Origin of the sequence: Nocardia sp. JW2, assembly GCF_051843015.1 — a bacterium.
GTDB lineage: Bacteria > Actinomycetota > Actinomycetes > Mycobacteriales > Mycobacteriaceae > Nocardia > Nocardia coubleae.
Genome location: NZ_JBPXLK010000030.1, coordinates 1 through 25,055 on the forward strand (window position 1 = coordinate 1; position 25,055 = coordinate 25,055).

A 25,055-nucleotide genomic window follows, 5' to 3' on the forward strand; every position below is an offset into this window, starting at 1 on the left:
CGCGCCTGCGGCGCATGCGCTTCGAGCGCTGTTCGCGCGGCCGGGCCGCTGCGCCGCTTCGCGGCGGACCCTCCTCGGGGTCGGGTCGTGCGGGGTTGGGAGTGCGGTCATGGCGGACTGGGGGAATCCCATTCGAGTTGCTGGTGTGGATCGCCATAAACTCCCCTCGTGGCTGCCTACTCCGCTGACCTGGACCTTGCTCTTCGATTGGCCGATGAGGCCGACGCCATTTCCAAGGAGCGCTTCGGCGCAGTTGACCTGAAGGTCGACTCGAAACCGGATCTCACACCTGTCTCGGATGCCGACCTCGCGGTGGAGCAGGTGATCCGCCGGGTGCTGAGTGCCGAACGTCCCGATGATGCTGTTCTCGGTGAGGAGTTCGGCGGTGATGCCGAGTTCACCGGGAGGCAGTGGGTGGTGGACCCGATCGACGGGACCAAGAACTTCGTTCGTGGTGTTCCTGTGTGGGCCAGCCTGATCGCCCTGCTGGAGGACGGTGTTCCGGTGGTCGGGGTGGTCAGCGCCCCGGCACTCGGTCGGCGCTGGTGGGCGGCGGCGGGGTCGGGGGCGTGGGCTCAGGTTCATCCTGGTGCTCCGAAACCCATCACGGTGTCGGCGGTGGGCGAGCTGGATTCGGCGAGCTTGGCGTTCTCCTCGCTGTCGGGCTGGCACGAACGGGGGCTGCGGGAGAAGTTCATCGACCTCACCGACGAGGTGTGGCGGGTCCGGGGGTACGGCGACTTCTTCAACTATTGCCTGGTGGCCGAGGGGGCGGTGGATATCGCCGCCGAACCGGAGGTCTCGCTGTGGGATCTGGCGGCACTCGACATCCTGGTTCGCGAGGCGGGCGGCACGTTCACCTCCCTGGACGGGCGCCCGGGCCCGCACGGCGGCGACGCGGTGGCGACCAATGGCCCCCTGCACTCCGAGGTCCTTGCCCGTTTGCGGGCGTGAGAGGCGAGTTATCCACATGTGAGCAGATCCCGGTCACGGCGGTGATCGGGGTCGGTGGAGGGGCTGCGGTCCCGGCGCTCGCTCGTAGGATGGCCCGGTGAGCAATTCCGGCGCCACAGCCCCCGACGACTTCCCTCCGGAAGACTTCCCGCCCGACGACCCTTACTCGTCGGGCGGCGGTTACGTCTCCGAACACGATTTCGACGACACCGGCGGCTTCCACTTCGACGATCTCGCCCCCGCCACCCCGGGCCGGGCGGCGGCCCCCGCACGCGGTGAGACGGCCGACGAGGTCTTACGCCGGGTCTTCGGCTACGACAGCTTCCGCGGCGACCAGGCCGCGATCGTCGAGCAGGTCATCGGTGGCGGTGACGCGCTCGTCCTGATGCCGACCGGTGGCGGCAAATCCCTGTGCTACCAGGTGCCCTCACTGGTCCGCCCGGGTGTCGGTGTCGTCGTCTCACCGCTGATCGCGCTCATGCAGGACCAGGTCGACGCGCTGAGTGCCCTCGGGGTGCGGGCCGGGTTCCTCAACTCCACCCAGTCGCCCGATCAGCGCCGCACGGTGGAGGCGCAGTTCGTGACGGGCGAGCTGGACCTGCTGTATCTGGCGCCGGAACGCCTGCGCCTGGAATCCACGCTGCGGCTGCTCGATCGCGGCACGGTCGCCCTGTTCGCCATCGACGAGGCGCACTGCGTGTCGCAGTGGGGCCACGATTTCCGGCCGGACTATCTCGCGCTGTCGCTGCTGCACGAACGCTGGCCCGATGTGCCGCGCATCGCGCTCACCGCCACCGCCACGGCGAAGACCGCCGCCGAGATCGTCGAGCGACTCGATCTGGGTGAGGCGAAGCAGTTCGTCGCCAGCTTCGACCGGCCCAATATCCAGTACCGGATCGAGGGCAAGAACCGCCCCGACCGGCAGCTGCTCGAGTTCATCCGCACCGAGCATCCCGGCGACGCGGGCATCGTCTACTGCCTTTCGCGCAATTCGGTGGAGAAGACCGCCGCCATGCTCAACGAGAACGGTGTGCGGGCGGTGCCGTATCACGCGGGTCTGGACAACCGTGTGCGCGCGGAGAACCAGGCTCGGTTCCTGCGCGAGGACGGACTGGTCGTGGTGGCGACCATCGCCTTCGGCATGGGTATCGACAAACCCGACGTGCGGTTCGTCGCCCACCTCGACCTGCCGAAGTCGGTGGAGGGCTACTACCAGGAGACGGGCCGCGCGGGCCGCGACGGTCTGCCGTCGACGGCGTGGATGGTCTACGGGCTGGCCGATGTGGTGCAGCAGCGCAAGATGATCGACTCGAGCGAAGGCGACGCCGCCCACCGCAGGCAACTGCAACTGCACCTGGACGCCATGCTCGCCCTGTGCGAGACGGTCAATTGCCGACGCGCGCAACTGCTGAACTATTTCGGTCAACAGCCCACCGGACAGGGCTGCGGCAACTGCGACGTGTGCCTGAACCCACCCGAAACCTGGGACGGCACCGTCCCCGCGCAGAAACTGCTCTCCACGGTGTTGCGGCTCAAACGTGAACGGGGACAAGCCTTCGGCGCCGGTCACCTCGTCGACATCCTGCTCGGCAAGACCAACCCGAAGATCACCCAGCACCGCCACAACGAGCTCACCGTGTTCGGTATCGGCACCGATCTGCGTGACACCGAGTGGCGCGGGGTGGTCCGTCAGCTGCTGGCCGGCGGATTCCTCGCGGTACAGGGCGAATACGGTGTGCTCGCCCTCACCGACGCGGGCAACGAGGTGCTCTTCGAAGGTCGCAAGGTGGCATTGCGTCGCGAACCCGAACGCCCCACCCGGCCCGCACGCGCACCCAAGGCGGCGAAGGCCGCGGCCGACCTGCCCGCCGCCGATGTGCCCCTGTTCGAACGCCTCCGGGCCTGGCGCGCGGCCACCGCCAAGGAACAGGGTGTGCCCGCCTACGTGGTGTTCCACGACGCGACCCTGCGCGAGATCGCGGCCCGCAAACCCGGCGACCTCGCCGCCCTCGGCACCGTCGCCGGGGTCGGTGAGAACAAATTGGCCCGGTACGGGGAGGGGGTGCTGGCCACGCTGGCGGGCGACTAGCCGGAAGGGAACTCGCGACGGATCAGGGGGTACCGAGTTAGTGTCGATTCATGGCCAATGGTGAAGGCTCCGAGGCGGAGACGTCGGGTGGCGCGAGCTCGGGCGGTGCGGATGCCCTCGCGCCGATGCCGCATCGGCATATCGATCCGGCGGTCGCACCCTCCTTGCTCGGCGGCCACCGCCCGGTACACCGGGGCAGGCCGCGCTGGTCGACGGTGGCACTCGTGCTCGTCTTCGCCTCCGCGCTGGCCCTCTATCTGCTGTTGCGTCCGGGTGGCTGACCCGGCGGAGACCGTAATGTTTGTGATGGCGCGGACCAGCACCGCCCACCACACCCTTGTGAATTCCGGTAGCCGCACGTCATAGCCCTTCCTGCGCCGCCTTCCACGGCGCACCGTTGGCCTCCTCGACCGATCCAACGGTGATCGGTCCGCGCAAGGAGGCGACGGCCATGGTCTGGACCAAGTGGGCGATCCGAGGGGTGTGCACGGCCCTCACCGCGACCGGATTCGTCTGTGCCGCAGCACAATCGGTGTCGGCGGAACCGGCGGTGGTCACTGTGATCCAGGATCTGCGCCGGATCGTCGCGCCTACCGTGCCGGGTACCTACGGCGGCGACACGGCGGTGGTCATCCTCGGCTACGGACTCACACCGGAGGGCACCATGCGCGAAGAACTGCTGCGCCGGTTGCGGACCGGCTACGTGCAGGCGGTGTTCGCGCCGTGGTCGCCGATCATCGTCACGGGCGGCAACCCGCAGGCGGGTCGCAGCGAGGCCGACGCCATGGCGAGCTGGCTCGAGGACGCGGGTATCGACCCCGCCCGCATCCTGCGCGAGCCCCACGCCGACTCCACCATCGGCAACGCCGACCACACCGCCGCCCTGATGACCGAGCACAACCTGACCTCGGCCGTCCTCGTCACCTCCGCCGACCACGTCACCCGGGCGCGCGCCGCCTTCGACGCGGCCGGGGTCACGGTGGTCGGCGAACTGACACCCGACACCGCCCCCTGGCCCCACCTACCGTTGAGCATCGACCAGTTCGGCCCCATGCTGCCCGCGGACTAGCCGACGGTGCGGCCCACTGTGATCGCACACAGTATTCCGCGACTGTGCCGACGCCCGTCACGACCTGGGCCGATCGTAGGGGCACGGACTCCGAGTCCTCTCCCGCAACTTCGAGGTGACACCAGATGCAGCTCCACCTGTCCGACCGCGACATCCTCGCCGAGCTCGAATCGACGGCCGAGGACAACCTCAACGACCACCTGTCCAAGGCCAAGGACTGGAACCCGCACGACTACGTGCCGTGGGACGAGGGTCGCAACTTCGCCGCCATGGGTGGAATCGATTGGGAACCGGGGCAATCCAAGCTCAGCGAGGTGGCGCGGGCGGCCATGATCACCAATCTGCTCACCGAGGACAACCTGCCCTCCTACCACCGTGAACTGGCCGACACCTTCGGCCTCGACAATGCCTGGGGCACCTGGGTCGGGCGCTGGACGGCCGAGGAGAACCGGCACGGCATCGTCATGCGCGACTACCTCGTGGTGACCCGCGCGGTCGACCCGGTCGCCCTGGAACAGGCACGGATGGCGCACATGACCGCCGGTATCGCCAAGCCGGAGAAGGGTTCCCAGTTCCTGCGCGGCGTCGCCTACGTCACCTTCCAGGAACTGGCCACCCGCATCAGCCACCGCAATACCGGCACCCTGTGCGGCGATCCGATCGCCGACCGGATGCTCGCGCGCATCGCCGCCGACGAGAACCTGCACATGATCTTCTACCGCAAACTGTGCGGCGCCGCCCTCGACCTCACCCCCGACGCCGCCATGGCCGCGATCACCGATGTCATCCTGCGTTTCCAGATGCCCGGTCTCAACCAGCCCAACTTCCGCCGCAACGCCGTCCTGCTCGCCAAGCACGGCGTCTACGACCTGCGCCAGCACCTCGACACCGTGCTGAAGCCGGTCCTGCGCACCTGGCGGATCTTCGAACGCTCCGACTTCGGCCCCGAGGGCGAACGCGCCCGCGACGAACTGCACGCCTATCTCACCGATCTCGAGGTCAAGGCCAGCCGCTTCGAGGAACAACGCGACCGCGCACTGGCCCGGGCCGCCGCCCGCGCCTGATCCGGCCATGGAATAAACCGCTGGCGCCGTCACTTACAGTTGACCGTTATGAAGGAGAAAGGCCGGAAGGTCATCGCGACCAACCGCAAGGCCCGGCACAACTACACGATCCTCGACACCTACGAGGCGGGGATCGCGCTGGTCGGCACCGAGGTGAAGAGCTTGCGTGAGGGCAAGGCCTCGCTCGTCGATGCCTTCGCGACGGTCGACAACGGCGAGGTGTGGCTGCGTGGCCTGCACATCCCCGAGTTCAGCCACGGCACGTGGACCAATCACGCGCCCCGGCGCAACCGCAAGCTGCTGCTGCACAAGCGTGAGATCGAGCACCTGGTCGGCAAGTCCCGCGAGGGCAACCAGACGCTGGTGCCGCTGTCGATGTACTTCTCCGACGGCAAGGTGAAGGTGGAGCTGGCCCTGGCCAAGGGTAAGCAGGACTACGACAAGCGCCAGGATCTGGCTCGCCGCCAGGCCGAGCGTGAGGTCACCCGCGAGATCGGTCGGCGGGTCAAAGGCATGCGTTGATCTCCGTCGTCCTCGCCCTGATCGCGGCGGCGGGTTACGGAGTCAGCGACTTCTTCGGCGGCATCGCGGCCCGCAGAGTCACCGCTCTGCGGGTCGTCGTCGTCTCGTATCCGTGGTCGGTGCTGCTGGTCCTGCTGATCGCACCGCTGGTCGGCGGGCATCCCGACACCGCATCGATGCTGTGGGGGCTGGCCGCCGGTGTGGCGAGCGGGCTCGCGGTGTGGTGGTTCTACGCCGCGCTCGCCGACGGGCCGATGGCAGTGGTTTCCCCGGTCACGGCGGTACTGGTGGCCGGCATTCCGGTGGTCGCGGGCTTCTTCCTGGGTGAGCGCCCTGGCCCGGCCGCGATCGCCGGTATCGCGCTCGCGCTCGTCGCGGTGGTGCTGGTGAGCCGTGAGGCACCGGACGAGACCACCGAGGAGATCATCGGCGGTCGGCAACTGCGCTTCTCCCGTCGCGTCGCCCTGCTGACCGTCGGTTCCGGCGCCGCGTTCGGATTCGCCTTCTTCTTCCTGCACGAAACCGACCCGGCCGCCGGGCTGTGGCCGCTGCTCGGCCAGCGCGGCGCCGCGACGGCGGTGGTGTGGATCTGCGCGCTGGCCGCCGGTCAGTTCGCCGGTCTGCACGGCGAACCGCTGCGGTTGGCGTTGTGGATCGGCGTGCTCGACGTGATCGCCAACGCCGCCCTGCTCTACGCCTTCCACGGGGCGATGCTGTCGGTGGTCAGCGTGATCGGTTCGCTGTACCCGGCGGCGACCGTGCTGCTGGCGATGGTGCTGCTCGGCGAACGAATCAGCCGCACCCAGAAATTCGGGCTGGTACTCGCGCTCGCGGCGGTCGCGATGATCGCCGCGGGCTGAGACCTACAACCGGGTGCAGGGTTCGTGCAGCCCGAGCCTGGCCAGCGTCGAACCCTGGTAGCCGACCGCGATCGGCCGCGCACCCATCGGCGCGCTGTCGTCGGGCTGGAACACCACGGTCCACTCCTTGCTCAGATCGGGCGCGTCCGCACCGACCGGATGGATGGCGACGATGCCTTCCCCGTCGGGTTCGAGCCCGTCGGCGGCCCGCCGCAGCCCCTCCCGGGTGAGCTCGCCGCGCTCCGCCGCCTCCGTGAGCAATGCCCTGAGCGGGTAGGAGATTGCCCAGCCGAGCGAATAACCGAAGTTGGACGGTTCGTGATCGGTCGCCTCGCGTGCCTTCTGCGCGCCGACACTGTCGCCCGCCCAGCTGTCGACGGGAGTCATGTAGTTGTAGCGGGCGGCGAGCGCCGGGGCGGCGGCGGTCTGGTGCAGTGCGGCGTTCCAGGTGGGCAGCGAACCGAGGAACCGGCCGGTGAACCCCGCGCGCACCAGCTTGCCCACGATTTCGGCCGTTTCGGCGGGGCCGGTCGCCAGCATCACCAGATCGGGGGCGGCGGCGAGCACCTCCTGCACCGGCCCGTCCTGGTTGCCCACCTCGCCGTTGGGTCCGGTGTCGATGCGGTCGGCGATGGTCGCGCCGTTCGCGAGGGCCCACTTCAGCGCGCCGCTGGCGTAGTCGCCGCCGTAATTGCCCCGGTAGGACACCACCGCGATATTCGTCGGCGCGTAGTGGTTCTCGGCGAACCAGTCCAGACCCATCACCGCTTCGGTGCAGTAGGAGTAGCCCGCGCTGAGCACCAGGTTGCGGTCGGCGCTGCGGTAGTTCCAGCCCGACCACTGGGTGGCGGCGGTGCTCACCATGTTGTCGGCGTCCATCTGGTTGAGCATCGCGATGGTCTGCGAGGTGCCGAAACTCATCGCGAGGGCGAGCACATTCGGTTCGATCTCGGCGTAGCCGGCACGATGCCTGCCCGGGTCGAGTGAGGTGTTGCGGCTGTGGGTGGTGATGTCGACGTCGTAGCCACCGATCCCACCCGACTCGTTCACCTGGTTCCAGAACGCGAGCTGACCCTCGTTCATCGACGAACCGAGCGCCGAGAACGGGCCGTCGGCCAGGTCCGAGAGCACTCCGAGGTACAGGCAGCCGCGATCGGGATGCGCGGAACCCGGACAGGGTTGACTGCTCACGCCGGGAGCCTGCTCCGACTCACCGGCCGAACACGCCGCGGCGAGCACCAGTCCGGCAACAGCCGGAATCACCGCGACCCGGCGCAGCCCACGCCGACGGGGGAATGCCATCAATCAACTCCTTGGTCCAGCCGCCCAGGCGATCTCGCTTCTCCCGGTTCGACCGATCGAGAACGATACTCGCCCCCACCGACTGTGCCGGACCAATTGGCCGGTTCGCTACCGGGTCAACACGACGCCACCCCGCGCTGGCAGAAATAAGGGGAAGAAACCGGGAAGCACGGGTGTTAATATGACTAGCCCGCAAGGTGCGGGCACGTACGGGGCTGAACGGTTTCGACTGCGTACGTTGATTCAGGGGAAGCGTGTCGGTGCAGGCAAGAGACCACCGTAAGCGTCGTTGCAACCAATTAAGCGCCGATTCCAATCAGCGCGACTACGCTCTCGCTGCCTAAGTAGCGAAGCGTGTCTGTCAGTCCGGGTTCGTCCCTCGACCCGGGTACTGGCATCAGCTAGAGGGAATCACCGTCCAGGTCGGTCGCGGATCTGGGCGGGACATCGAACAGCGACTGGGATCGTCATCCGAGCTTGTTCGCGAGACCCGGAGATCCGAGTAGAGACATAGCGAACTGCACACGGAGAAGCCCTGAAGACGCGGCGGAGGACCCGGGTTCGATTCCCGGCAGCTCCACTGAAGAGCCCCTCACCTGACACGCAGGTGAGGGGCTTTTTCGTGGGATCAGCCGCCCGCGCGACGGCGGAACGTGCGCTTTCCACCCGCAGCCGCGGACGTACCGCGCAGCTTGGCTTCGTTCTGGGCGGCGCCGGCCACGGAGGCGTTGCCGTTCTTGCGTTCGAGGGCTTCGCGGAACTTGCGTTTGGTCGCCTCGGTGGGTGACTCGGTCGGGTTTTCGTCTTCGGACATGGGGTAAGCCTGCCATCTGTGTGAGGGCGTCGTTACCAGCTCGGTACGATCCAGCCAGGCGGGGGCCGGGCAGGAGGGACGCGGGCGTGATCGAGGTATGGGGTGCGCGGGTCGCGGTGCGGTACGCGGACGGGCGCTTGGTGACGACGCCGCTGCGGGCCGACAACGAGATCGCCCTCGACGTGGGTGTGGCCGAACTCGCGCGGATCGCGCTGGCGACCACCGAGGACGGGCAGATGGCGCTGCTGCTGTTCTTCCGGTCGGCGGAGTTCGTGGTCGGTGGTGAAGCGACGCAACGGCATCCGGTTCCGGTGTTCCTGGAGACGGGGTTGCGTGAGCAGGCCCAGGTACTGGTTCGCGCGGTCGAACGCGATCTCGTCGGTCTGCGCCGGGTGTTCCCGCCACGTCCGAGTCTTGTTCCGCCACGCCCGCTTCTCGGCCCGAACGGCCCGCGACGACCCGATGTCGGCGCGGCGGCGGCCCGCATGCGGCACGCAGGCAACTGCGCCCGCGAGATCGATACCCTGCACGCCGCCGCCCGCCCGGACGAGTACGTCCTCGAGCTGGCGCAGGCCGGGCACGAGGGCGCGCCGGGTCTGCTCGTGATCACCACCCTGCGGTTGCTGTTCGTTTCCGCGTGGGCGATGTACGAGTTCCCGGTGTCCGTTCTCACCGGCGCCTCGGTGCGGTCGGGCGCGGAAAACATGGTGACGCTGCGGATTTCGGGTGCGGGCACCGATCTGGACTTCCACGACTGGACCGCGACCGACTTCGAGCGGATGGCCGAGGCGATCCGCTTGGCCTGCGAGATCGAGCACGTCGACGGATCGATCGCGCCGTCGCTGCCGTCCTCGGCCGACCTGTTCGGCGAGTGGCAACTGCTGGTGGAGCGGCGCAAACTCGGGATGGTCGCCGACGAACCGTTCCGGCGTCAGGCCGTCGGGATCATGCTGACCATGCCGGGCTGAACACCGGCGCTCCCGCGTGCAGTGCCACCCGCCGCCAGGGACTCGACGGACGGAGGTGCAGGCCTGCGATCATCCGGCGTCGTTCCGTCACTTGGTTTTTCGCGGCCGACAGATCCTGCGCGGCGGCCCAGAAGATGGCTCCGGTGAGGAAGCCGTCGCCGAACTGACGCCAGTTGCGATAGTGCTGACGTGCCCGGTCGAGGCCGGTGAGCATGTGCTCGAAGGCCTCGTCCTCGGTGAGATACCCGGCGGTACACGAGGCACGGGCGATGAACACCAGCCGCGCCAGATCCCAGGCGGTGGCGTCGTTCTGCAGCGGAGCGGGCAGGTGGTCGGTGATGCCGAGTTTGATGGCCTGCAACCAGGCGTCGTAGTCCCGGTCGATACCGGCCGGACCCCGGTAGCCACGGAAACCCGAGAGCGTGTGCAGGAATTCGCGGTGCTCGTCGGCCAGCCCCGACCGGTCGACCCGCCCGGTGTCGGTGGCCGCGGCGACGGCGAGCGGGTGGACGAGTTCGAACAGCGGCGCGTGCATGCCCGCCAGCAGCCGGCGGATGGTGTCGCGCGCGTCCTCGGCGTGGTCGACGCCCCACGATTCGTGCAGGCCCTCGATCGCGGTCTCGCGGCGCGTGGCGGAACTGCCGGGCTCCTCCGGCAGGAAGGCGACACTGTCGCAGTAGGCGCCCCAGCTTCGCCCGTAGTAGGCGCCGACGGCCAGCGCGCGGATCCGGTCGTCGTCGAGCGCCGCGCCCGACCACACATCGGGTTCGGGGTCGATATCCGCGCCGGGAAACCCCGCCACGCGCGGTCGCCCGTGCACTGAGCCTGCCGATTGCATCCAGCCACCCCTCCGCCGAGCCGAACGTTGTGTTGCCAGATCTTACGGACGGGCGGCCTCTGGCGGAACCGAGTGTGTCGGTGGGCGGTACTACCGTCGGGGGATGGGCTACCGGGAACGTCGGTCACGGGTCGATCGCGCGGTGGTCTGGCAACGCACCGGCGGGGGCGCGGGCCAGGTCAGCGTGTTCCCCGACGGCTGCATGGACTTGATCTGGACCGAGGGCACCTTGATGGTGGCGGGCCCGGACAGCCGTGCCGCACGGGTGCGTGCCGGTGCCGCCGAATTCGTCGGTGTCCGGTTCGCCCCGGGTGCCGCACCGGCTGTGCTCGGCGTGCCCGCCGTGGAGCTGCTCGACCAGCGCGTCGACCTCGACAGGATCGTGCCCGCCACCACCGCCCGCGCACTGCTCGATCGGATCGACAACTCGCCCGACCGCGTTGTGGCTCTCGAATCCGTCGCCGTCGACCTCGCGGCCGCAGCGCCCCCACCGGACCCGCTGCTCACCGGCATCGCCGAGGCCATGGCCGCGGGCGAATCGGTCGCCCACACCGCTGCCCGCGCGGGGCTGTCGGTGCGCATGCTGCACCGCCGTTCGCTCGGGGCATTCGGTTACGGTCCCAAGATGTTGGCGAGGATTCTTCGGTTTCAACGCGCGCTGGAAACGATCCGGGCGGGCACTCCGGCCGCCGAGGTAGCGGTGCTGCACGGCTACGCCGACCAGGCACATCTGTCCCGCGACGTCCGTGACCTGGGCGGATGCACGGTGCGCAGCCTGCAACCCGGCTGAGGGTGCCCGGAAAGTCTCATTCGGCTCAACTGCGATACGAAGTTATGCTCACTGTGCACGCCCCGTCGCATGTGCCAGGCCCAGTCCGAACCACGACGAGAGGATGTGACCCGATGATCGACGAATCCGTGTTCACCACGCTGCGTATCGAGGCCGAACGAGACGAAGTACGCCGACTTGTCGTCGGCGCCGTCGTCATGCGCCACGACCGGGTACTCATCCTGCGCCGCCGACGATCCGACTTCCTCAGCGGACGGTGGGAGTTGCCGAGCGGCGTCGTCGAGCACGGCGAGTCACTCGACGACGCCCTCGCCCGTGAGGTAGCCGAGGAGACGGGCCTCGAGGTCACCGGCGTCACCGACTACCTGGGCGACTTCGACTATCTGTCCGGCAACGGCGCGCGCACCAGGCAGTTCACCTTCGTCGTCGACGTCGCCACCACCGGACCCGTGCAACTCACCGAGCACGACGCTCACCTGTGGACCAAGCTGGACGGCGAACCGCCGGTCAGCGACGAGGTCCGCGAGGTACTCGGCCGGTATCGGCGGCGCCTGCGCGACCCGCACGGCTGGTCGACCTATCCGCTGGGCAACGGCGCGTAGAGGTCGACACCGTGCCCGTCGGGGTCGGCGAGCACGGCGTAGCGCTGGCCCCAGAAGGCGTCCCACGGCGCGAGCTCACCGTGGTATCCGGCGCCGACCAATTCCTTGTACAGCGAGTCGACCTCGGCCGGATCGGCGCAGCGGAACGCGAGACTGCTCCGGCCGGGGCCGCTGGGCGGTTGCCAACCGGGGGTGAACGAGGCGACCGTCGCCTCGGTGTCCAGCAGCAGCCGCATCCCACCGGACAGGGCAGCCTCGGCGTGCCCCTCGGTCTCACATCCCTCGGGGAAGTTCAGGCCGAGCGCACGGTAGAAGGCCACCGAGGTGGCCATGTCGGACACGATGATCGAGATGGCGTCGAGCTGAGGAGTCATGTCCGGCAGCGTATTCGGCGCGAAGGCCGGTCGTCTTGAACGAATCGGACATCAACGCGCGGGCACGGGCACCAGTTCGGCGATGAGGTTGCCGATCAGGATCTGCAGGTGATCGCGGATCCCGCGCACGACCTCGATCGGTTGCCCGGCCGGATCCGACAGCACCCAGTCGCGATAGCTGATGCCGGGAAAATACGGGCACACCTCGCCACAACCCATGGTCACCACCACATCCGACAGCCCGACGACATCGTCGGTGAGCGGCTTGGGCCGTTCGCCGGAGATGTCGATACCGATCTCGGCCATCGCCGCCACCGCGACGGGATTCAGTTCGTCGGCGGGCTCGCTGCCCGCGGTGCGGACCTCGATGCGATCGCCGGCCATGGCGCGCAGGAAGCCCGCCGCCATCTGTGATCGGCCCGCATTGTGGACGCAGACGAACAACACGCAGGGTGTGTGGGCCATGGTCGCCCTTTCGGTGCAGGGGCGAAGTGCTTGTGGCGCTTCGGATATCACCGCCATCATCGCATCAACCCGCGCGCGTGTGGGCGCGGCTACGGTGTTGTCCTGCGGTGTCCGCCTCAGTCGAGCGGACCGAGAACCCGGTTCACGTAATCGTTGGCGAACACCCCGGTGGGGTCGAGGCGTTTGCGCACGGCCGCGAACCGATCCCAGTCGGGATAGCGTCCGCGCAGCGTCTCGGCGGTCTGGAAATGGTGTTTCCCCCAGTGCGGGCGACCGTCGAGCCGGTCGAAGACCGCTTCGCAGGCGCGCAGGTACGGTTCCCATTCCATGCCCTGGTACTGGTGCACCGCGATGTAACAGGTGTCGCGTCCGCTCGCGGGGGAGAGGAAGGCGTCGTCGGGTGCCACCCAGCGCACCTCGATCGGCATGGGCGTACCGAATTTCTTTGCCAGCGTGATCATCTCGCGAACGGCCTCGGCCGCGTGTGCGCGCGGGACCGCGTATTCCATCTCGTTGAACCGCACCAGGCGAGGTGTGGCGAACACGCGGTAGGAGCGGTCGCGCTGACGGTTGTTGCTGCCCGCGACGGTGGCCACGCGATGGATCAGCGGGACGGTCGCGGGAACGCGGCGTCCCACCCGGCACAGGCCGTCGTAGAGATAGTTGGACAGCAGGATGTCGTTGACCCACTCGCTCAGCGCGCCGCGCGGCTGCTCGGGCTCGTCCGTGCGGTTGAGCGCCTTGGTCATCACCACGGAGCTGTGCGCGAAGGCGAAGAACTCGAAATGGTCGTTCCCGTCGACGAATTCGTCGAGATCGGCGAGGACCTCTGCCAGCGGCAGCGGCCGTTCCACGCCTTCGAGCACGAACGACGGCTCGAGCTGCAGGGTCGCCTCGGTGACGATGCCGAGCGCGCCGATGCTCACCCGCGCCGCGCGCCAGCCCTCGGGGTCGGTCTCCTCGTTCAGTTCCACCACGTTGCCGTCGGCGCACAGCACCTGCACCGAGTGCAGGGCCGCCGAGATGTTGCGCAGGCGCGCACCGGTGCCGTGGGTCGCGGTGGCGGTGGCGCCCGCGACGGTCTGGGTGTCGATGTCGCCCAGGTTGGGGAAGGCCAGTCCGTGCTCGTGCAGCAGGGGGCTCGCCGCGTTCAGCGTCAGCCCGGCCTGCACGCGCGCGCGGCCGGTCGAGGTGTCGACATCGAGCACCTTGTTCATGGCGCCGAGGTCGACGAGGGTGCCGTCGGTGAGCACGGCGTCGGTGAACGAGTGGCCCGAACCGGCGACACGCACCGTCCGGCCCCGCGCCGCGGATTCGGTGACGATCCCGGCGAGTTCCTCGACGTCACGCGGCGTCGCGACGACGGCGGGTGCGCAGCGCTGCTCGCCAGCCCAGTTCACCCAGGTGTTCTTGGTCATGTGTCCAACTGTAGAGGACCAAGTGTGACCCGCGCTACTGAGGGAACGAAAATCAGCGGCGACGACCCAGGCAGGCGGCCGATTTGGCCTGCTCCACCTCGGCGTCGGTGAGCGGCGGGGCGAGCAGCGGCCTGCGCGGCACGGCATCGGTGCGCACGCCGTTCAGCGCCACGGCCATGTACCGCTGCCACACGTCGGGATTGACCGGTGCGGCGAACTCCATGAACGAGTTGACCATGTGGATCAGCGCGAAGAAGTCGGTGGTGGTGATGTCGGGATGCACCGCGCCCGCGTCGCGCGCCCGGTCGACGATGGCCGCCACCGACGGGCGGATCCGCTCACGCATCTCGGCGAACCGGGTCGGGTCCTCTTCGAGTTCGAGCACCACCTCGCCGAAGCCGCGGTTGGTCGCCAGGTGCTTGCAGGCATGTTCGAAGAACTCGACGAGTGCCAGCCACGGGTCCGGATTGCGGGTCGCGGCGTCGGCCGCGTCGGCGAAGTCGACCATGTTCTGCTCGAACACCTCGACGATGAGTGCCCGCTTGTTGGCGAAGCGCCGGTAGACCGTGCCGACGCCGACGCCCGCGCGCTCGGCCACGTCGTCGAGGGTGATTTCCAGGCCGTGTTCGGCGAAGAGTTCCCTGGCTGCGACCACGATGCGTTGCTGATTGCGGGCGGCATCGGCGCGCAGCCTGCGGGGTGCTGCGGCAGTCGTCGTGGCGTGATTCACAGGTGCATCCTACTCATTGCCGGATTAAGTGGAGGTGGTTTCTCCGTTACTCTGGTAGCTTCGACTGAAGCGGAGGCTATATCTCCGATTATGCCACCGAAACTACCGACCTAGACCTGCAAGGGGAGTCATGACCACCACACTCGACAAGGGGACGAGTCCCGCGTCCGGTGCGGACACCGGGAACCGGCGAGGCTCACACGCGTTGCGCTGGTGGGTGCTCGCTGTCCTCGGTATCGCGCAGCTGATGGTCGTGCTCGATGCGACGATCGTGAACATCGCGCTGCCCGCGGCCCAGGCCGACCTCGGCTTCGGCGACGCCGACCGCCAATGGGTCATCACCGGCTACGCGCTGGCCTTCGGCAGCCTGCTGCTGCTCGGCGGCCGCCTCAGCGACCTGTTCGGCCGCCGCAACACCTTCATCGTCGGCCTGGTCGGCTTCGCGGTCGCCTCCGCCATCGGCGGCGCGGCCAACAGCTTCGAGATGCTGGTCGCCGCCCGCGTCGGCCAGGGTGTGTTCGGCGCGCTGCTCGCGCCCGCCGCCCTCTCGCTGCTGACCGTCACCTTCACCGAACCCGGTGAACGCGCGAAGGCGTTCGGCATCTTCGGTGCGGTCGCCGGTGCCGGTGGCGCGATCGGCCTGCTGCTCGGTGGCGCGCTCACCGAGTGGGCGTCGTGGCGCTGGGCGATGTATGTGAACCTGATCTTCGCCGCCGTCGCGCTGGTGGGTGCGGTGCTGTTGCTGGCCAAGCACGTGAACGCCACCTCGCGGCCCAAGCTCGACTGGCCCGGCACCATCACCGTCACCGCGGCGCTGTTCGGCATCGTCTACGGTTTCTCGCACGCCGAATCCCACGGCTGGAGCGATCCGACCACGCTGGCCTTCCTGATCGGCGGCGCCGTGCTGCTCGCGGTGTTCGTCTGGATCGAGACCCGCGTCGCGCACCCGCTGCTGCCGCTGCGCATCGTCACCGACCGCACCCGTGCCGGTTCCTACCTGACCGTGTTCATCATGGGCATCGGCATGTTCGCGATCTTCCTGTTCCTGACGTTCTACATGCAGCTGTCGCTGCAGTACTCGCCGATCATGACCGGTGTGGCGTTCATGCCGATGGTGTTCGGCATGGTTGCCTCGTCCACCACCGCGCCCTCGTTGCTGCTGCCAAAGGTCGGGCCGAAGGTCGTCATCAGCGGCGGCTTCCTGGTCGCCGCGGCGGGCATGGTGTGGCTCACCTTCATCGGTCTTGACAGCAGCTATGTCACCCACATCCTGCCCGCGCTCGTCCTGCTCGGCCTCGGCCTCGGTGGCGCCATGTCGGTGGCGTTCCAGGGCTCGACGGCAGGCGTGCAGCACGACGACGCCGGTGTCGCCTCGGCGATGGTGAACACCAGCCAGCAGGTCGGCGGTTCCATCGGCACCGCGCTGCTCAGCACGATCGCGGCCTCGGCGATGACCGACTACGTTTCCGCGCACGAGCCCGGTCCACTGACCATGGCCCAGGGCGCGATCGAGAGCTACACCACCAGCTTCTGGTGGGCGGCGGCCACTTTCGTGCTCGGCGCGATCGTGATCGGTGTGCTCATGCCGAACAAGGTGCCCGCCCCCGCCGAGGGCGAGATGGTGCTCGCGCACTGATCCACCCGTCGTAAACCGATGGCCCGGACCGAGACTCGGTCCGGGCCATCGGCGTTCGCGCGAGGTGGCTGCTGGGGGTTTGCCGGACGCGCACCGCGCGCTAGTTTGTCGGGGGTACTCGATACCATGAGCAACGACCACCGTCGGACTAGCAGGGGAGGGCAGTGCATGGCATCGCGGCCCCCGGCGCTCGACCCGGCCGTCCTCGCGGCGATCTCGGTGGGCGGTGGTCTCGGGGCCACGGCCAGATACGGTGTGGGCCAGTGGTGGCCGGTGCGTCCTGGGCAATTTCCGTGGTCGACGCTGACCGTCAATGTGGTCGGCTGCTTCGCCCTCGGGGTGCTGATGGTCGTGGTCACCGAGTTCTGGTCGGCGCCGATGCTGGTTCGCCCGTTCCTCGGGATCGGCGTGCTCGGCGGGTTCACTACTTTCTCCACCTTCGGCCTCGAGCTTCGTACACTGATCGACACCGGTTCGCCGGGCACGGCCGTGGCCTATCTCGGTCTCTCGGTTCTCGCGGGCCTCGGCGCGATGGCGCTCGCCATGATCGGGACCCGCTGGGCGGCAGGCAGCGTGGGGCAGGGCACGTGAATCCGACGACGGAAGGGGGCCATCCGATGGTCGCGATGTGGGCTCCCACGGCGGGAGGCGGGCGATGACCGCGGCACTCGTGTTCGCGGGTGGAATGCTCGGTGCCCCCGCGCGTTACCTCGTCGATCGGGCGGTCTCGGCGCGGTTCCCGGCCGGGCTGCCGTGGGGGACGTTGACGGTTAACATTGTCGGTTCGGCGTTGCTCGGGGGCCTGATCGGCGCGAGCGCGGGCAGTACTCTGCTGGCGTTCGCGGGAATCGGTTTCTGTGGTGCGCTGACCACGTTCAGCACATTCGGTTACGAGACCATACGTCTGGTAACCGAGGGCGCCTACGTGTATGCCCTGGGCAACGTCGCGATCAGTGTCGCGGCGAGCTTGGCCTCGGTGTATGCCGCCGCGTCCCTGACCAACTGGTTGTGCGCATGATCCTCATGACCAGCCGCGCCCAGCCGACACGGAAGGGAACACCCACCATGGCCCACGATCGCGCCGGACGGCCCGCCCGCCCGACCGACCTGGTGGATATCGCTCACCTGGTCACCGCGTACTACAGCCGCGTGCCCGATCCGGCCGAACCGAGCCAGCAGGTGGTCTTCGGCACCTCGGGTCATCGCGGGTCCAGCGAGGACAGCGCGTTCAACGAGGCGCACATCATGGCCATCACCCAGGCGATCGTCGAGTACCGCGCCACCCGCGACATCACCGGTCCGGTGTACCTGGCGCGCGACACCCACGCCCTGTCCGAACCGGCCTGGACCACCGCGCTCGAGGTCCTCGCGGGCAACGACGTCACCGCCGTGATCGACGCGCGCGGCCGCTACACCCCGACGCCCGCGCTGAGTCATGCTGTGCTGCGCCACAATCAGGGCGGAACCAAGCACCAGGCCGACGGCATCGTGGTGACCCCCTCGCACAATCCGCCGCGCGACGGCGGCTTCAAATACAACCCGCCGCACGGCGGTCCCGCCGACACCAAGGCCACCGACGCCATCGCCGCGCGCGCCAACGAACTGCTGCGCGGCGGCCTGGCCGAGGTGAAGCGGGTGTCGCTGGAACAGGCGATGAAGACCCATGTGCAGCGCTACGACTACCTCGACCACTACGTCGCCGACCTGCCGAACGCACTGAACCTGGACGCCATTCGCGGCGCGGGCATCCGCATGGGCGCCGACCCGATGGGTGGGGCGAGCGTGGACTACTGGGAGGAGATCGGGCAGCGCTTCGATCTCGAACTCGAGGTGGTCAACCCGTTCGTCGACCCCACCTGGCGTTTCATGACCCTCGACAGCGACGGCAAGATCAGGATGGATCCGTCCTCGCGCCACGCCATGGCCGGACTGGTCGGCATCAAGGACGACTACGACATCTCCACCGGCAACGACGCCGACGCCGACCGCCACGGCATCGTCACCCCCGACGGCGGCCTGATGAACCCCAACCACTTCCTCGCCGTCGCGATCGAATACCTCATCGCCAACCGGATGTGGTGGGACGCGCTCACCAAGGTCGGCAAGACGGTTGTCACGTCCTCGATGGTGGACCGGGTGGTCGGTGTGCTCGGGCGCGATGTGTACGAGGTGCCGGTCGGGTTCAAGTGGTTCGTGCCCGGATTGTTCAGTGGCAGTTTGGCTTTCGGTGGTGAGGAGAGCGCGGGCGCGTCGTTCCTGCGGATGGACGGCACCGTGTGGACCACCGACAAGGACGGCATTCTGCTGGCGCTGCTGGCCGCCGAGATCGCGGCCGTCACGGGTCAGACCCCCTCGGCCCGCTACGGCGAGCTCGAACGTCAGCACGGCAGTCCCGCCTACGCGCGCATCGACGCCGTTGCCACCACCGAGCAGAAGGCCAAGCTCGCGCGGCTCAGCGCCGACGCCATCACCGGCACCGAGATCGCCGGCGAGGAGATCACCGGCATCCTCACCACCGCGCGCGGCAACGGAGCCCCGCTCGGCGGGCTGAAGGTGACCACCGAGAACGCCTGGTTCGCCGCCCGTCCGTCGGGCACCGAGGACAAGTACAAGATCTACGCCGAATCCTTCCTCGGTTCCGAGCATCTGGCCCAGGTGCAGGCCGCCGCCGAGGAGATGGTGAATCAGGCGCTGATCGAGTGAGTACCGCGACAAAGGTTCGACTACCCGCCGAAATCTGGGTGCTGATAGCGGCGGCGTTCGTGATCGCGCTCGGTTTCGGGCTGGTGGCGCCGGTGCTGCCGCAGTACGCGCGCGAATTCGGGGTCGGTATCGCGGCCGCGTCGGCGATCGTGAGTGCCTTCGCCTTGATGCGCTTGCTGTTCGCCCCCGCCAGCGGGCGCCTGGTGCAGAAGCTCGGCGAGCGACGGGTGTATCTGGCGGGCATCCTCATCGTCGCGGTGTCGACCGGTGCGTGCGCGCTTGCGCAGACGTATTGGCAACTGCTGGTGTTGCGGTCGCTCGGCGGGATCGGGTCGACGATGTTCACGGTGTCGTCGATGGCGTTGATCATCCGGGTGTCGCCGCCTGCCGCGCGCGGCCGGGTGTCCGGTGTGTATTCGACGAGTTTCCTGATCGGTTCGCTGGTCGGTCCGCTGGTCGGTGGTGCGCTGGCCGGGCTCGGCTTGCGGGCCCCGTTCGTCATCTACGCGCTCGCCCTGCTCGTCGTGTGCGTGATCGTGTTCGCCGGTTTACGCGAGTCACCGGTCCTGAAGGACGAGAGCGCGACGACCACACCGGAACTGACCTTCCGGCAGGGCTGGTCGGAGCCCGCGTATCGCGCGGTGCTGCTGTCGAGTTTCGCCGGCGGTGTCGCGGTGTTCGGTGTGCGGATGGCGTTCGTCCCGCTGCTGGTGGTGGAAACCCTGCGGCAGGAACCCGGCATGGCTGGTGTCGCGCTCACCGTCTTCGCGGCGGGCAACGGCGCGGTGCTGTTCGCCTCGGGTCGATTATCCGACCGGCTCGGCCGCAAACCGTTCCTGATCCTCGGCTCGGCGATCTGCGCGGTCGGCACCGGCGCGCTCGGTTTCGCGCCGTCGCTGCCGTGGTTTTTGCTCGCCTCGTTCGTCGCGGGCATCGGATCCGGCATGTTCAGCCCGGTGCAGCAGGCGGCGCTCGCCGATGTGCTCGGCAGCCGGGCGCGCGGCGGGCCGGTCCTCGCGGCCTTTCAGATGGCAGCCGACCTGGGCGCGGTCCTCGGCCCCATCGTCATCGGCGAGGTGGCCGACCGCACGTCGTTCGGGGTCGGCATGGCGGTGACCGGGGCCGTGCTCGCGGTGTCGGCGACGGTGTGGGTGTTCACTCCAGAGCCGTCGCGGATCGTGCATCCCGAGGACCCGCAGCATCCCGACCACGCCGGCGACGGCCTCGACCCGCAATGCACCTGCGACGGCCCCGACGGGTCACCCGTCGTGCGTGACGGCATGGTTTCCGCGAACCGTCGCCCGGTCGACACGGAGAAATAGCTGGTAGAGCTGATATCGGCGTGCCCGGGCGGCGCGCCGATATCGGCTCGAGGCAGAGTGGACGGGTGAGCACAGCCGGTTCTTCGCACAAACCACGTCCCGTGTCGAGCAACACCACCTACGCGCTGGGCGCGGTGGCCCTCGTCGTGATCGGGCTGATCGTGTTCGCCGTCTACAAGTGGAGCGCCGAACCACCATCCGTCCGCAACGACGGTTACGGCGCTGTGCGCGAGGCGGCGGTGCAGGTCACCACCACGCCCGAAGGGGTGATCCGGCTCGGCCGTCCCGACGCCGCGAAAACCATCGACATCTTCGAAGACCCGCTGTGCCCCGCGTGCGGGGTGATGGAGACCAGCTACGGCCAGGAACTCGCCCAGAAGATCGACGAGGGCAAGCTCGCCGTGAACTACCACCTCGTCGCGTTCCTCGACGACCAGTCCAAGAGCAAGGACTACTCCACCCGCGCCATCGCGGCCAATCTCTGTGTCGCCCAAACAGGTTCGGGCCCCACCTACGGCAAGTTCCACAAGGCCCTGTTCGTCGACCGCCAGCCCGACGAAGGCGCCGAGGACCTGAGCAACCCCGCCCTGGCCACCCTCGCCACCGAATCCGGCGCCCCCGAATCCGTAGCCGCCTGCATCACCCACGCCACCCAGCGCGACGCCGCCGCGGCCGCCGCGAAATCGGCCCTCGCCGACCTCGACGCCCGCACCGGCAACAAATCCGCCACCCCCACCATCTACGACGGAACAACCACCGTCGAGTGGCGCGACGAGAACTGGGTCACCACCCTCGCCCCCTGACCCACGTGAGGTTGCGCACATCCTAGACCCCCGCCGCGCCGCCCACATCCCCCAACCCACTCCTGAATCGCCCCGTTTTCGCCATCTACCAGCCGATTTGTTCTCCCGGAGAACCATGGTGTAACTTCATTCAGGCAGCAGCGAGAGCAGCTGAAACAACAGAACACGGGGCTATGGCGCAGCTGGTAGCGCACCACACTGGCAGTGTGGGGGTCAGGGGTTCGAGTCCCCTTAGCTCCACAGAAACAACAGGTTAGGCCCGGTCAATGACCGGGCCTAACCTGTTTTTGTCGTGACTCCGGAACTCCAGACCACTTGTCGACGAGTTCCGCCAGGCTCATCCGGCGAGGAAGCGCAGCAGTTCGGAGGTGACGAACTGAGGGTTCTCCTCGCTGAGCCAGTGGCCCGCGTTCGGCACATCCACTGCCCGCACGATATTGGTCATCCGTGGGGCCGCGGTCGTCCGGACGGGGTCGAGCTGGCCCTGGGCGGTCATGAGCAGCGTGGGCACCGGTGTCGGTGCTGCTGCCACGGCATCGCGGACGTCCTGGTCGAGAGCGCGGTAGAGCTCGAAGCCACCTGCCAGTTGTTCGGGTCGGCTGTAAGTCCGTGCGTACTCGTCGATCTCGGCGTCGGTGAACGGGGATCGGTCCGAGGTGCCACCGAAGGCTGATCCGCCGAAGGAGACCTGCGGATAGAACAGCGCCAGATATTCGCGGACGTCGTCGACGACTGCCTCGGGGACCCGCCGCTGGGAGTGGAAGGCGATATGCCAGCTCATCGACCGGTATGTGGCCGCATCGATCGAGGGCCCGGGTAGCGGCAGGTCGAGGTAGCCGAGACGTGCGGTGTCGGCGGGGAACTGGGTGGCGTACTGGAATGCCACCGCGGCACCGAAATCGTGCCCGATGACGCGGGCGTCACGCACTCCGAGCCGATCGGCGATCAGGGTGTGCACGTAGCGGGCCAAGGTGGCTTTGTCGTAGCCGCTCGGTGAGCCGGTGCTGTCGCCCAGCCCGGGAAGGTCGATGGCGTAGACGGTGTGGTTCTCGGCCAGCTCCGGCATGATCGGCCACCAGCCGAACCAGGTCTGCGGCCAACCGTGGATCAGCACCACCGGTGTGCCGCTGCCACCGGTCACGTAATGGATCCGGACCCCGTCGATATCGGCGAACTCGTGCCGGAAGGTCTTGTCGAATTCCGGATCGTTGTGGGTGGCAAGGGCGTAGGGGGGAATGTCGGCGGAGGACGGCGTGGTGCACGCGGCGGCGCCGACCGTGAGCAGTAGGGCTAGCGTGAACGACACCATCGCGCGTACGGCTCGGCGGAAGCGGCTCGGTGACGGCCGGATTGCGGTGTTCATGTGTTCCTGTCCAGGGAAGTCGGCGGACGCTGAGAGGGGACGCGGCGGCATGGGCGCGCCGAGAACGGCGCTCCCGGTCCCGTTCCAGGAGGTGACCGCATGGGTGGCGCTCATCGAGACTCCTGTGATCGGGACACTCTCAGTGTTTCCGGATCGGACACGATCTGGCACGCAAACTTGCTGTTCCAGCAACATGAACTCGTGCATCGCAAGCGAGAAGTGCAGCCGCCGAGGCGGTTTCGGCCGGAGGCGGGAGGTCCGGAAGTGAACTGTCAGCGCCGGGTGACGAGCTTCGCGCCGCGAAGCATCCACACCGCCGGGACCAGGCAGCACAGCAGCGCGAAGAGGCTCGCCTCCGGACCGAACGTCCCCCCGGTCAGCACATCCGGTCCGGAGAGGACGGTGCGTAGCAGGCCGGATTCGCCGTCGGCGCCGGATACCGCGGTGCCGAACACGCCGGACTCCGTGAAATTCCAGGCGAAATGCAGGCCGATCGGCAACCACAACGACCCCGTGGCGGTGTAGGCGATGGCAAGCAGCGCACCACCTTCGACCGCGATGGCCAGTGCACCCCACAGCGTGGCATTGCTGTTGACCAAGTGCGTCAGGCCGAAGATCACAGACGAGACCGCGATCGCGATGATGCTGCCGGTCCGTTCTTCCAGAATGCGATGCACCACGCCACGGAACAGCAGCTCCTCGGTGACCGCCACCGAAGCCATCGAGCCCGCGACTCCCAGGCAGGCTCCGAAGGAGCCACTGGTGATGTCGGCGTCGGTGAACAGGACCGCGAGCAGCATCGTCGCGAGGAATGCCCCGGCTCCGATGAGTACACCGTGCCCGAGCCCCCGCCACCGCCCAGCGGCGGCCAATTCTGTGACCTCCGCGCGTTTCTCGACACGGCGGGAAAGCCACCTGAAAGCGAAGACCGCCCCGACCGCCGCCCCGATTCCTAGGAAGAACCGCAGCACAGGCACATCCGAAACGAGCGCGTCCACGCCCCGCGCGGCGATCAGCAACACGACTGCCCCGACGAGCAGAACCGGCACCCGGAACCGCTGCATCGGCGATCTCCGCTCGGTGGGGATGATCATCAAATGCCCTCTCGCCGTTGGTCAGTACGGCGAGATTACGAACGAGCCGAGCCGCGCCACATCACTCCGTGGGAGCGTCCTCGGTAGTACTCGCGAGTGAGACGCTGCTTTCGGTCGCCGGATGCGTCGTTCAGTTTCCGGAACCGACGATGGCGGTGACACGAATCTCCACGCGCATGGCGGCGAGACCGAGCGCGGTCACCCCGGTCTCGGTCCAGATCGGCGCGCGGCCGCCGAGACGCCGACGGAACTGCTCGGCCATCACCTTGTTGTGATCGTCTCCGATGACGCCGCTTCCCGCTTCTACCTTGTGATACGAGTTGACGTGAATGACGTCCCTCCAGGTGGCGCCGACGGTGGCGAGCGTTCGCTCCACGTTGTCGAAAGCCTGGATGATCTCGTCCTCCAGTGAGTCGGGAACGATCAGCTCGTCATTCACCCCGGCCTGACCGGAGGTCTCCACCCGGTCGCCGACCCGGACGGCGCTGCTGTAGCCGAGCGCTCGGTGCAGCTTCTCGCCTGCGCCGGGACTGATGCCGAAGGTAACCGTGCTCATGATGCTCTCAATCGTGTGAAGGGGCGTACCGCGATGTATGACTTCACACGTAAACTAACCCTGCGCAATCAATAATTCAACCTTGAAGTCATTGCCTGCTCGGGTCAGCCGGCAACGGACATCCTGAGCAGCACGGAGACACGCATGGGCGACCAAGAAGATCGCTGGCTCGATGAGACCGAGAAGGCGGCGTGGACCGGGCTCATCTCCCTGGTCCTACTGCTGCCCGGGAAGCTGGAATCACCGCTGCGGCAGGAGCACGACCTCACGCTGTTCGAATACCTCGTGCTCAGTCATCTCTCCGAAGCGCCGCAACGCAAGCTGCGCATGGGGGAACTCGCCGTCCTCGCCAGCGGGTCGCTGTCGCGCCTGTCCAACGTCACCAAACGCTGTGAACAGCGCGGTTGGATCGTCCGGGCACCCGACCCGGCAGACGGTCGCTACACCCTCGCCGAACTCACCGACACCGGCCTGGACATCGTGCGTTCGGCAGCTCCGACCCACTTGCGCTCAGTGCGCCGCACCGTCCTCGACTCGCTCAACGCGAGTGATCAGAAGGCGCTCGCCCGTATCGCGCAAAAGCTGCGCATCGTTCCGGACGGCCTCGGCTGAGGGGTGATCTCAACGCTCCGGGCGGATCCTCTCGCCCACGCGAGAGCGTGATCGGGCAGAACATCGCCGCCGACACCTCGGATGGCATTGAATCGACCGAAAACCCA

General features: G+C 68.0%; 27 protein-coding genes, 1 tRNA gene and 1 other RNA gene. 19 read left to right on the forward strand and 10 right to left on the reverse strand.

Annotation, left to right across the window (positions count from 1 at the left end; genetic code table 11):
* The first annotated feature begins 168 nt into the window (after nt 1–168).
* From hisN to ACSVDM_RS27515, 7 genes are all read left to right on the forward strand, one after another.
* On the forward strand, nt 169–954 hold the full coding sequence (hisN, locus tag ACSVDM_RS27485; RefSeq protein WP_439268691.1) for a histidinol-phosphatase: 786 nt from the start codon (nt 169–171) through the stop codon (nt 952–954).
* Between the two features lie 97 nt (nt 955–1,051).
* On the forward strand, nt 1,052–3,043 hold the full coding sequence (gene recQ, locus ACSVDM_RS27490; RefSeq protein ID WP_067491759.1) for a DNA helicase RecQ: 1,992 nt from the start codon (nt 1,052–1,054) through the stop codon (nt 3,041–3,043).
* Between the two features lie 50 nt (nt 3,044–3,093).
* Nucleotides 3,094–3,324 carry a hypothetical protein gene (locus ACSVDM_RS27495; protein WP_439268692.1) on the forward strand — a complete coding sequence of 77 codons (231 nt, stop codon included), beginning with the start codon at nt 3,094–3,096 and terminating at the stop codon, nt 3,322–3,324.
* Nucleotides 3,325–3,494: 170 nt separating this feature from the next.
* On the forward strand, nt 3,495–4,112 hold the full coding sequence (locus ACSVDM_RS27500; protein ID WP_439268693.1) for a YdcF family protein: 618 nt from the start codon (nt 3,495–3,497) through the stop codon (nt 4,110–4,112).
* A gap of 125 nt (nt 4,113–4,237) precedes the next feature.
* Nucleotides 4,238–5,176: an acyl-ACP desaturase gene (locus ACSVDM_RS27505; protein ID WP_439268694.1), complete on the forward strand. Its 939-nt coding sequence runs from the start codon at nt 4,238–4,240 to the stop codon at nt 5,174–5,176.
* Nucleotides 5,177–5,224: 48 nt separating this feature from the next.
* A complete protein-coding gene (smpB, locus tag ACSVDM_RS27510; RefSeq protein WP_067491767.1) occupies nt 5,225–5,698 on the forward strand; it encodes an SsrA-binding protein SmpB in 474 nt (157 codons plus the stop codon).
* Complete coding sequence (locus ACSVDM_RS27515; RefSeq protein WP_084476470.1) at nt 5,695–6,558, forward strand: EamA family transporter; 864 nt, start codon at nt 5,695–5,697, stop codon at nt 6,556–6,558. The genes smpB and ACSVDM_RS27515 overlap by 4 nt, the downstream gene beginning before the upstream one ends.
* Nucleotides 6,559–6,561: 3 nt before the next feature.
* Here ACSVDM_RS27515 and ACSVDM_RS27520 read toward each other — a convergent pair whose 3' ends face one another.
* A complete protein-coding gene (locus ACSVDM_RS27520; protein ID WP_439268695.1) occupies nt 6,562–7,860 on the reverse strand; it encodes an ABC transporter substrate-binding protein in 1,299 nt (432 codons plus the stop codon).
* A 211-nt stretch (nt 7,861–8,071) separates the two neighbouring features.
* On the opposite strand from ACSVDM_RS27520, the gene ssrA reads away from it, so the two are divergent.
* Nucleotides 8,072–8,443: a transfer-messenger RNA gene (ssrA, locus tag ACSVDM_RS27525) on the forward strand.
* Between the two features lie 45 nt (nt 8,444–8,488).
* Here the strand turns inward: ssrA and ACSVDM_RS27530 are convergent.
* A complete protein-coding gene (locus ACSVDM_RS27530) occupies nt 8,489–8,674 on the reverse strand; it encodes a DUF5302 domain-containing protein (protein ID WP_067491771.1) in 186 nt (61 codons plus the stop codon).
* An 86-nt stretch (nt 8,675–8,760) separates the two neighbouring features.
* On the opposite strand from ACSVDM_RS27530, the gene ACSVDM_RS27535 reads away from it, so the two are divergent.
* Nucleotides 8,761–9,642: a hypothetical protein gene (locus tag ACSVDM_RS27535; protein WP_067491773.1), complete on the forward strand. Its 882-nt coding sequence runs from the start codon at nt 8,761–8,763 to the stop codon at nt 9,640–9,642.
* Here ACSVDM_RS27535 and ACSVDM_RS27540 read toward each other — a convergent pair.
* Nucleotides 9,620–10,444 carry a DUF1266 domain-containing protein gene (locus tag ACSVDM_RS27540; RefSeq protein ID WP_439268696.1) on the reverse strand — a complete coding sequence of 275 codons (825 nt, stop codon included), beginning with the start codon at nt 10,442–10,444 and terminating at the stop codon, nt 9,620–9,622. The two genes, ACSVDM_RS27535 and ACSVDM_RS27540, sit on opposite strands and share 23 nt — an antisense overlap.
* A gap of 139 nt (nt 10,445–10,583) precedes the next feature.
* Between ACSVDM_RS27540 and ACSVDM_RS27545 the strand changes: the two genes are divergently transcribed.
* Nucleotides 10,584–11,270, forward strand: a complete 687-nt coding sequence (locus ACSVDM_RS27545) for a DUF6597 domain-containing transcriptional factor (RefSeq protein ID WP_439268697.1) — start codon at nt 10,584–10,586, stop codon at nt 11,268–11,270.
* 113 nt (nt 11,271–11,383) lie between these two features.
* Complete coding sequence (locus ACSVDM_RS27550; RefSeq protein WP_439268698.1) at nt 11,384–11,872, forward strand: NUDIX hydrolase; 489 nt, start codon at nt 11,384–11,386, stop codon at nt 11,870–11,872.
* On the opposite strand, the gene ACSVDM_RS27555 is transcribed toward ACSVDM_RS27550, so the two are convergent.
* From ACSVDM_RS27555 to ACSVDM_RS27570, 4 genes are all read right to left on the reverse strand, one after another.
* Complete coding sequence (locus tag ACSVDM_RS27555; protein WP_439268699.1) at nt 11,848–12,246, reverse strand: VOC family protein; 399 nt, start codon at nt 12,244–12,246, stop codon at nt 11,848–11,850. The two genes, ACSVDM_RS27550 and ACSVDM_RS27555, sit on opposite strands and share 25 nt — an antisense overlap.
* Nucleotides 12,247–12,297: 51 nt before the next feature.
* Complete coding sequence (locus ACSVDM_RS27560; protein ID WP_067491782.1) at nt 12,298–12,711, reverse strand: arsenate reductase ArsC; 414 nt, start codon at nt 12,709–12,711, stop codon at nt 12,298–12,300.
* 116 nt (nt 12,712–12,827) lie between these two features.
* Nucleotides 12,828–14,129, reverse strand: coding sequence for a D-arabinono-1,4-lactone oxidase (locus ACSVDM_RS27565; protein WP_439268700.1), 1,302 nt, complete (start codon nt 14,127–14,129; stop codon nt 12,828–12,830).
* Between the two features lie 52 nt (nt 14,130–14,181).
* Nucleotides 14,182–14,859: a TetR/AcrR family transcriptional regulator gene (locus ACSVDM_RS27570; protein WP_067491786.1), complete on the reverse strand. Its 678-nt coding sequence runs from the start codon at nt 14,857–14,859 to the stop codon at nt 14,182–14,184.
* Nucleotides 14,860–14,989: 130 nt separating this feature from the next.
* On the opposite strand from ACSVDM_RS27570, the gene ACSVDM_RS27575 reads away from it, so the two are divergent.
* From ACSVDM_RS27575 to ACSVDM_RS27605, 7 genes are all read left to right on the forward strand, one after another.
* Nucleotides 14,990–16,495 (forward strand): MFS transporter, encoded by a 1,506-nt coding sequence (locus tag ACSVDM_RS27575; RefSeq protein ID WP_439268701.1) that lies wholly within the window; start codon nt 14,990–14,992, stop codon nt 16,493–16,495.
* Between the two features lie 168 nt (nt 16,496–16,663).
* Complete coding sequence (gene crcB, locus ACSVDM_RS27580; protein WP_439268702.1) at nt 16,664–17,086, forward strand: fluoride efflux transporter CrcB; 423 nt, start codon at nt 16,664–16,666, stop codon at nt 17,084–17,086.
* A gap of 64 nt (nt 17,087–17,150) precedes the next feature.
* Nucleotides 17,151–17,513 carry a fluoride efflux transporter FluC gene (locus tag ACSVDM_RS27585; RefSeq protein WP_067491792.1) on the forward strand — a complete coding sequence of 121 codons (363 nt, stop codon included), beginning with the start codon at nt 17,151–17,153 and terminating at the stop codon, nt 17,511–17,513.
* Nucleotides 17,514–17,560: 47 nt separating this feature from the next.
* Nucleotides 17,561–19,198 (forward strand): phosphoglucomutase (alpha-D-glucose-1,6-bisphosphate-dependent), encoded by a 1,638-nt coding sequence (gene pgm, locus ACSVDM_RS27590; protein WP_439268703.1) that lies wholly within the window; start codon nt 17,561–17,563, stop codon nt 19,196–19,198.
* A complete protein-coding gene (locus tag ACSVDM_RS27595) occupies nt 19,195–20,520 on the forward strand; it encodes an MFS transporter (RefSeq protein WP_439268704.1) in 1,326 nt (441 codons plus the stop codon). Before pgm ends, ACSVDM_RS27595 begins: the two co-directional genes overlap by 4 nt.
* A 65-nt stretch (nt 20,521–20,585) precedes the next feature.
* Complete coding sequence (locus tag ACSVDM_RS27600; protein WP_439268705.1) at nt 20,586–21,323, forward strand: DsbA family protein; 738 nt, start codon at nt 20,586–20,588, stop codon at nt 21,321–21,323.
* A 167-nt stretch (nt 21,324–21,490) separates the two neighbouring features.
* A tRNA-Ala gene (locus ACSVDM_RS27605) sits at nt 21,491–21,563 on the forward strand.
* A 97-nt stretch (nt 21,564–21,660) separates the two neighbouring features.
* Here the strand turns inward: ACSVDM_RS27605 and ACSVDM_RS27610 are convergent.
* The 3 genes from ACSVDM_RS27610 to ACSVDM_RS27620 form a co-directional block, all read right to left on the reverse strand.
* The gene (locus tag ACSVDM_RS27610) at nt 21,661–22,686 is read right to left on the reverse strand and encodes an alpha/beta fold hydrolase (RefSeq protein ID WP_439268706.1); all 1,026 of its coding nucleotides are present in this window, start codon (nt 22,684–22,686) and stop codon (nt 21,661–21,663) included.
* A 272-nt stretch (nt 22,687–22,958) separates the two neighbouring features.
* Nucleotides 22,959–23,750, reverse strand: coding sequence for a lysostaphin resistance A-like protein (locus tag ACSVDM_RS27615; protein WP_439268707.1), 792 nt, complete (start codon nt 23,748–23,750; stop codon nt 22,959–22,961).
* Between the two features lie 160 nt (nt 23,751–23,910).
* Nucleotides 23,911–24,336: a Rid family hydrolase gene (locus ACSVDM_RS27620; protein WP_439268708.1), complete on the reverse strand. Its 426-nt coding sequence runs from the start codon at nt 24,334–24,336 to the stop codon at nt 23,911–23,913.
* Nucleotides 24,337–24,480: 144 nt separating this feature from the next.
* Here ACSVDM_RS27620 and ACSVDM_RS27625 point away from each other — a divergent pair, with 144 nt between their 5' ends.
* On the forward strand, nt 24,481–24,948 hold the full coding sequence (locus ACSVDM_RS27625; protein ID WP_439268709.1) for a MarR family winged helix-turn-helix transcriptional regulator: 468 nt from the start codon (nt 24,481–24,483) through the stop codon (nt 24,946–24,948).
* The last annotated feature ends 107 nt before the right edge of the window (nt 24,949–25,055 follow it).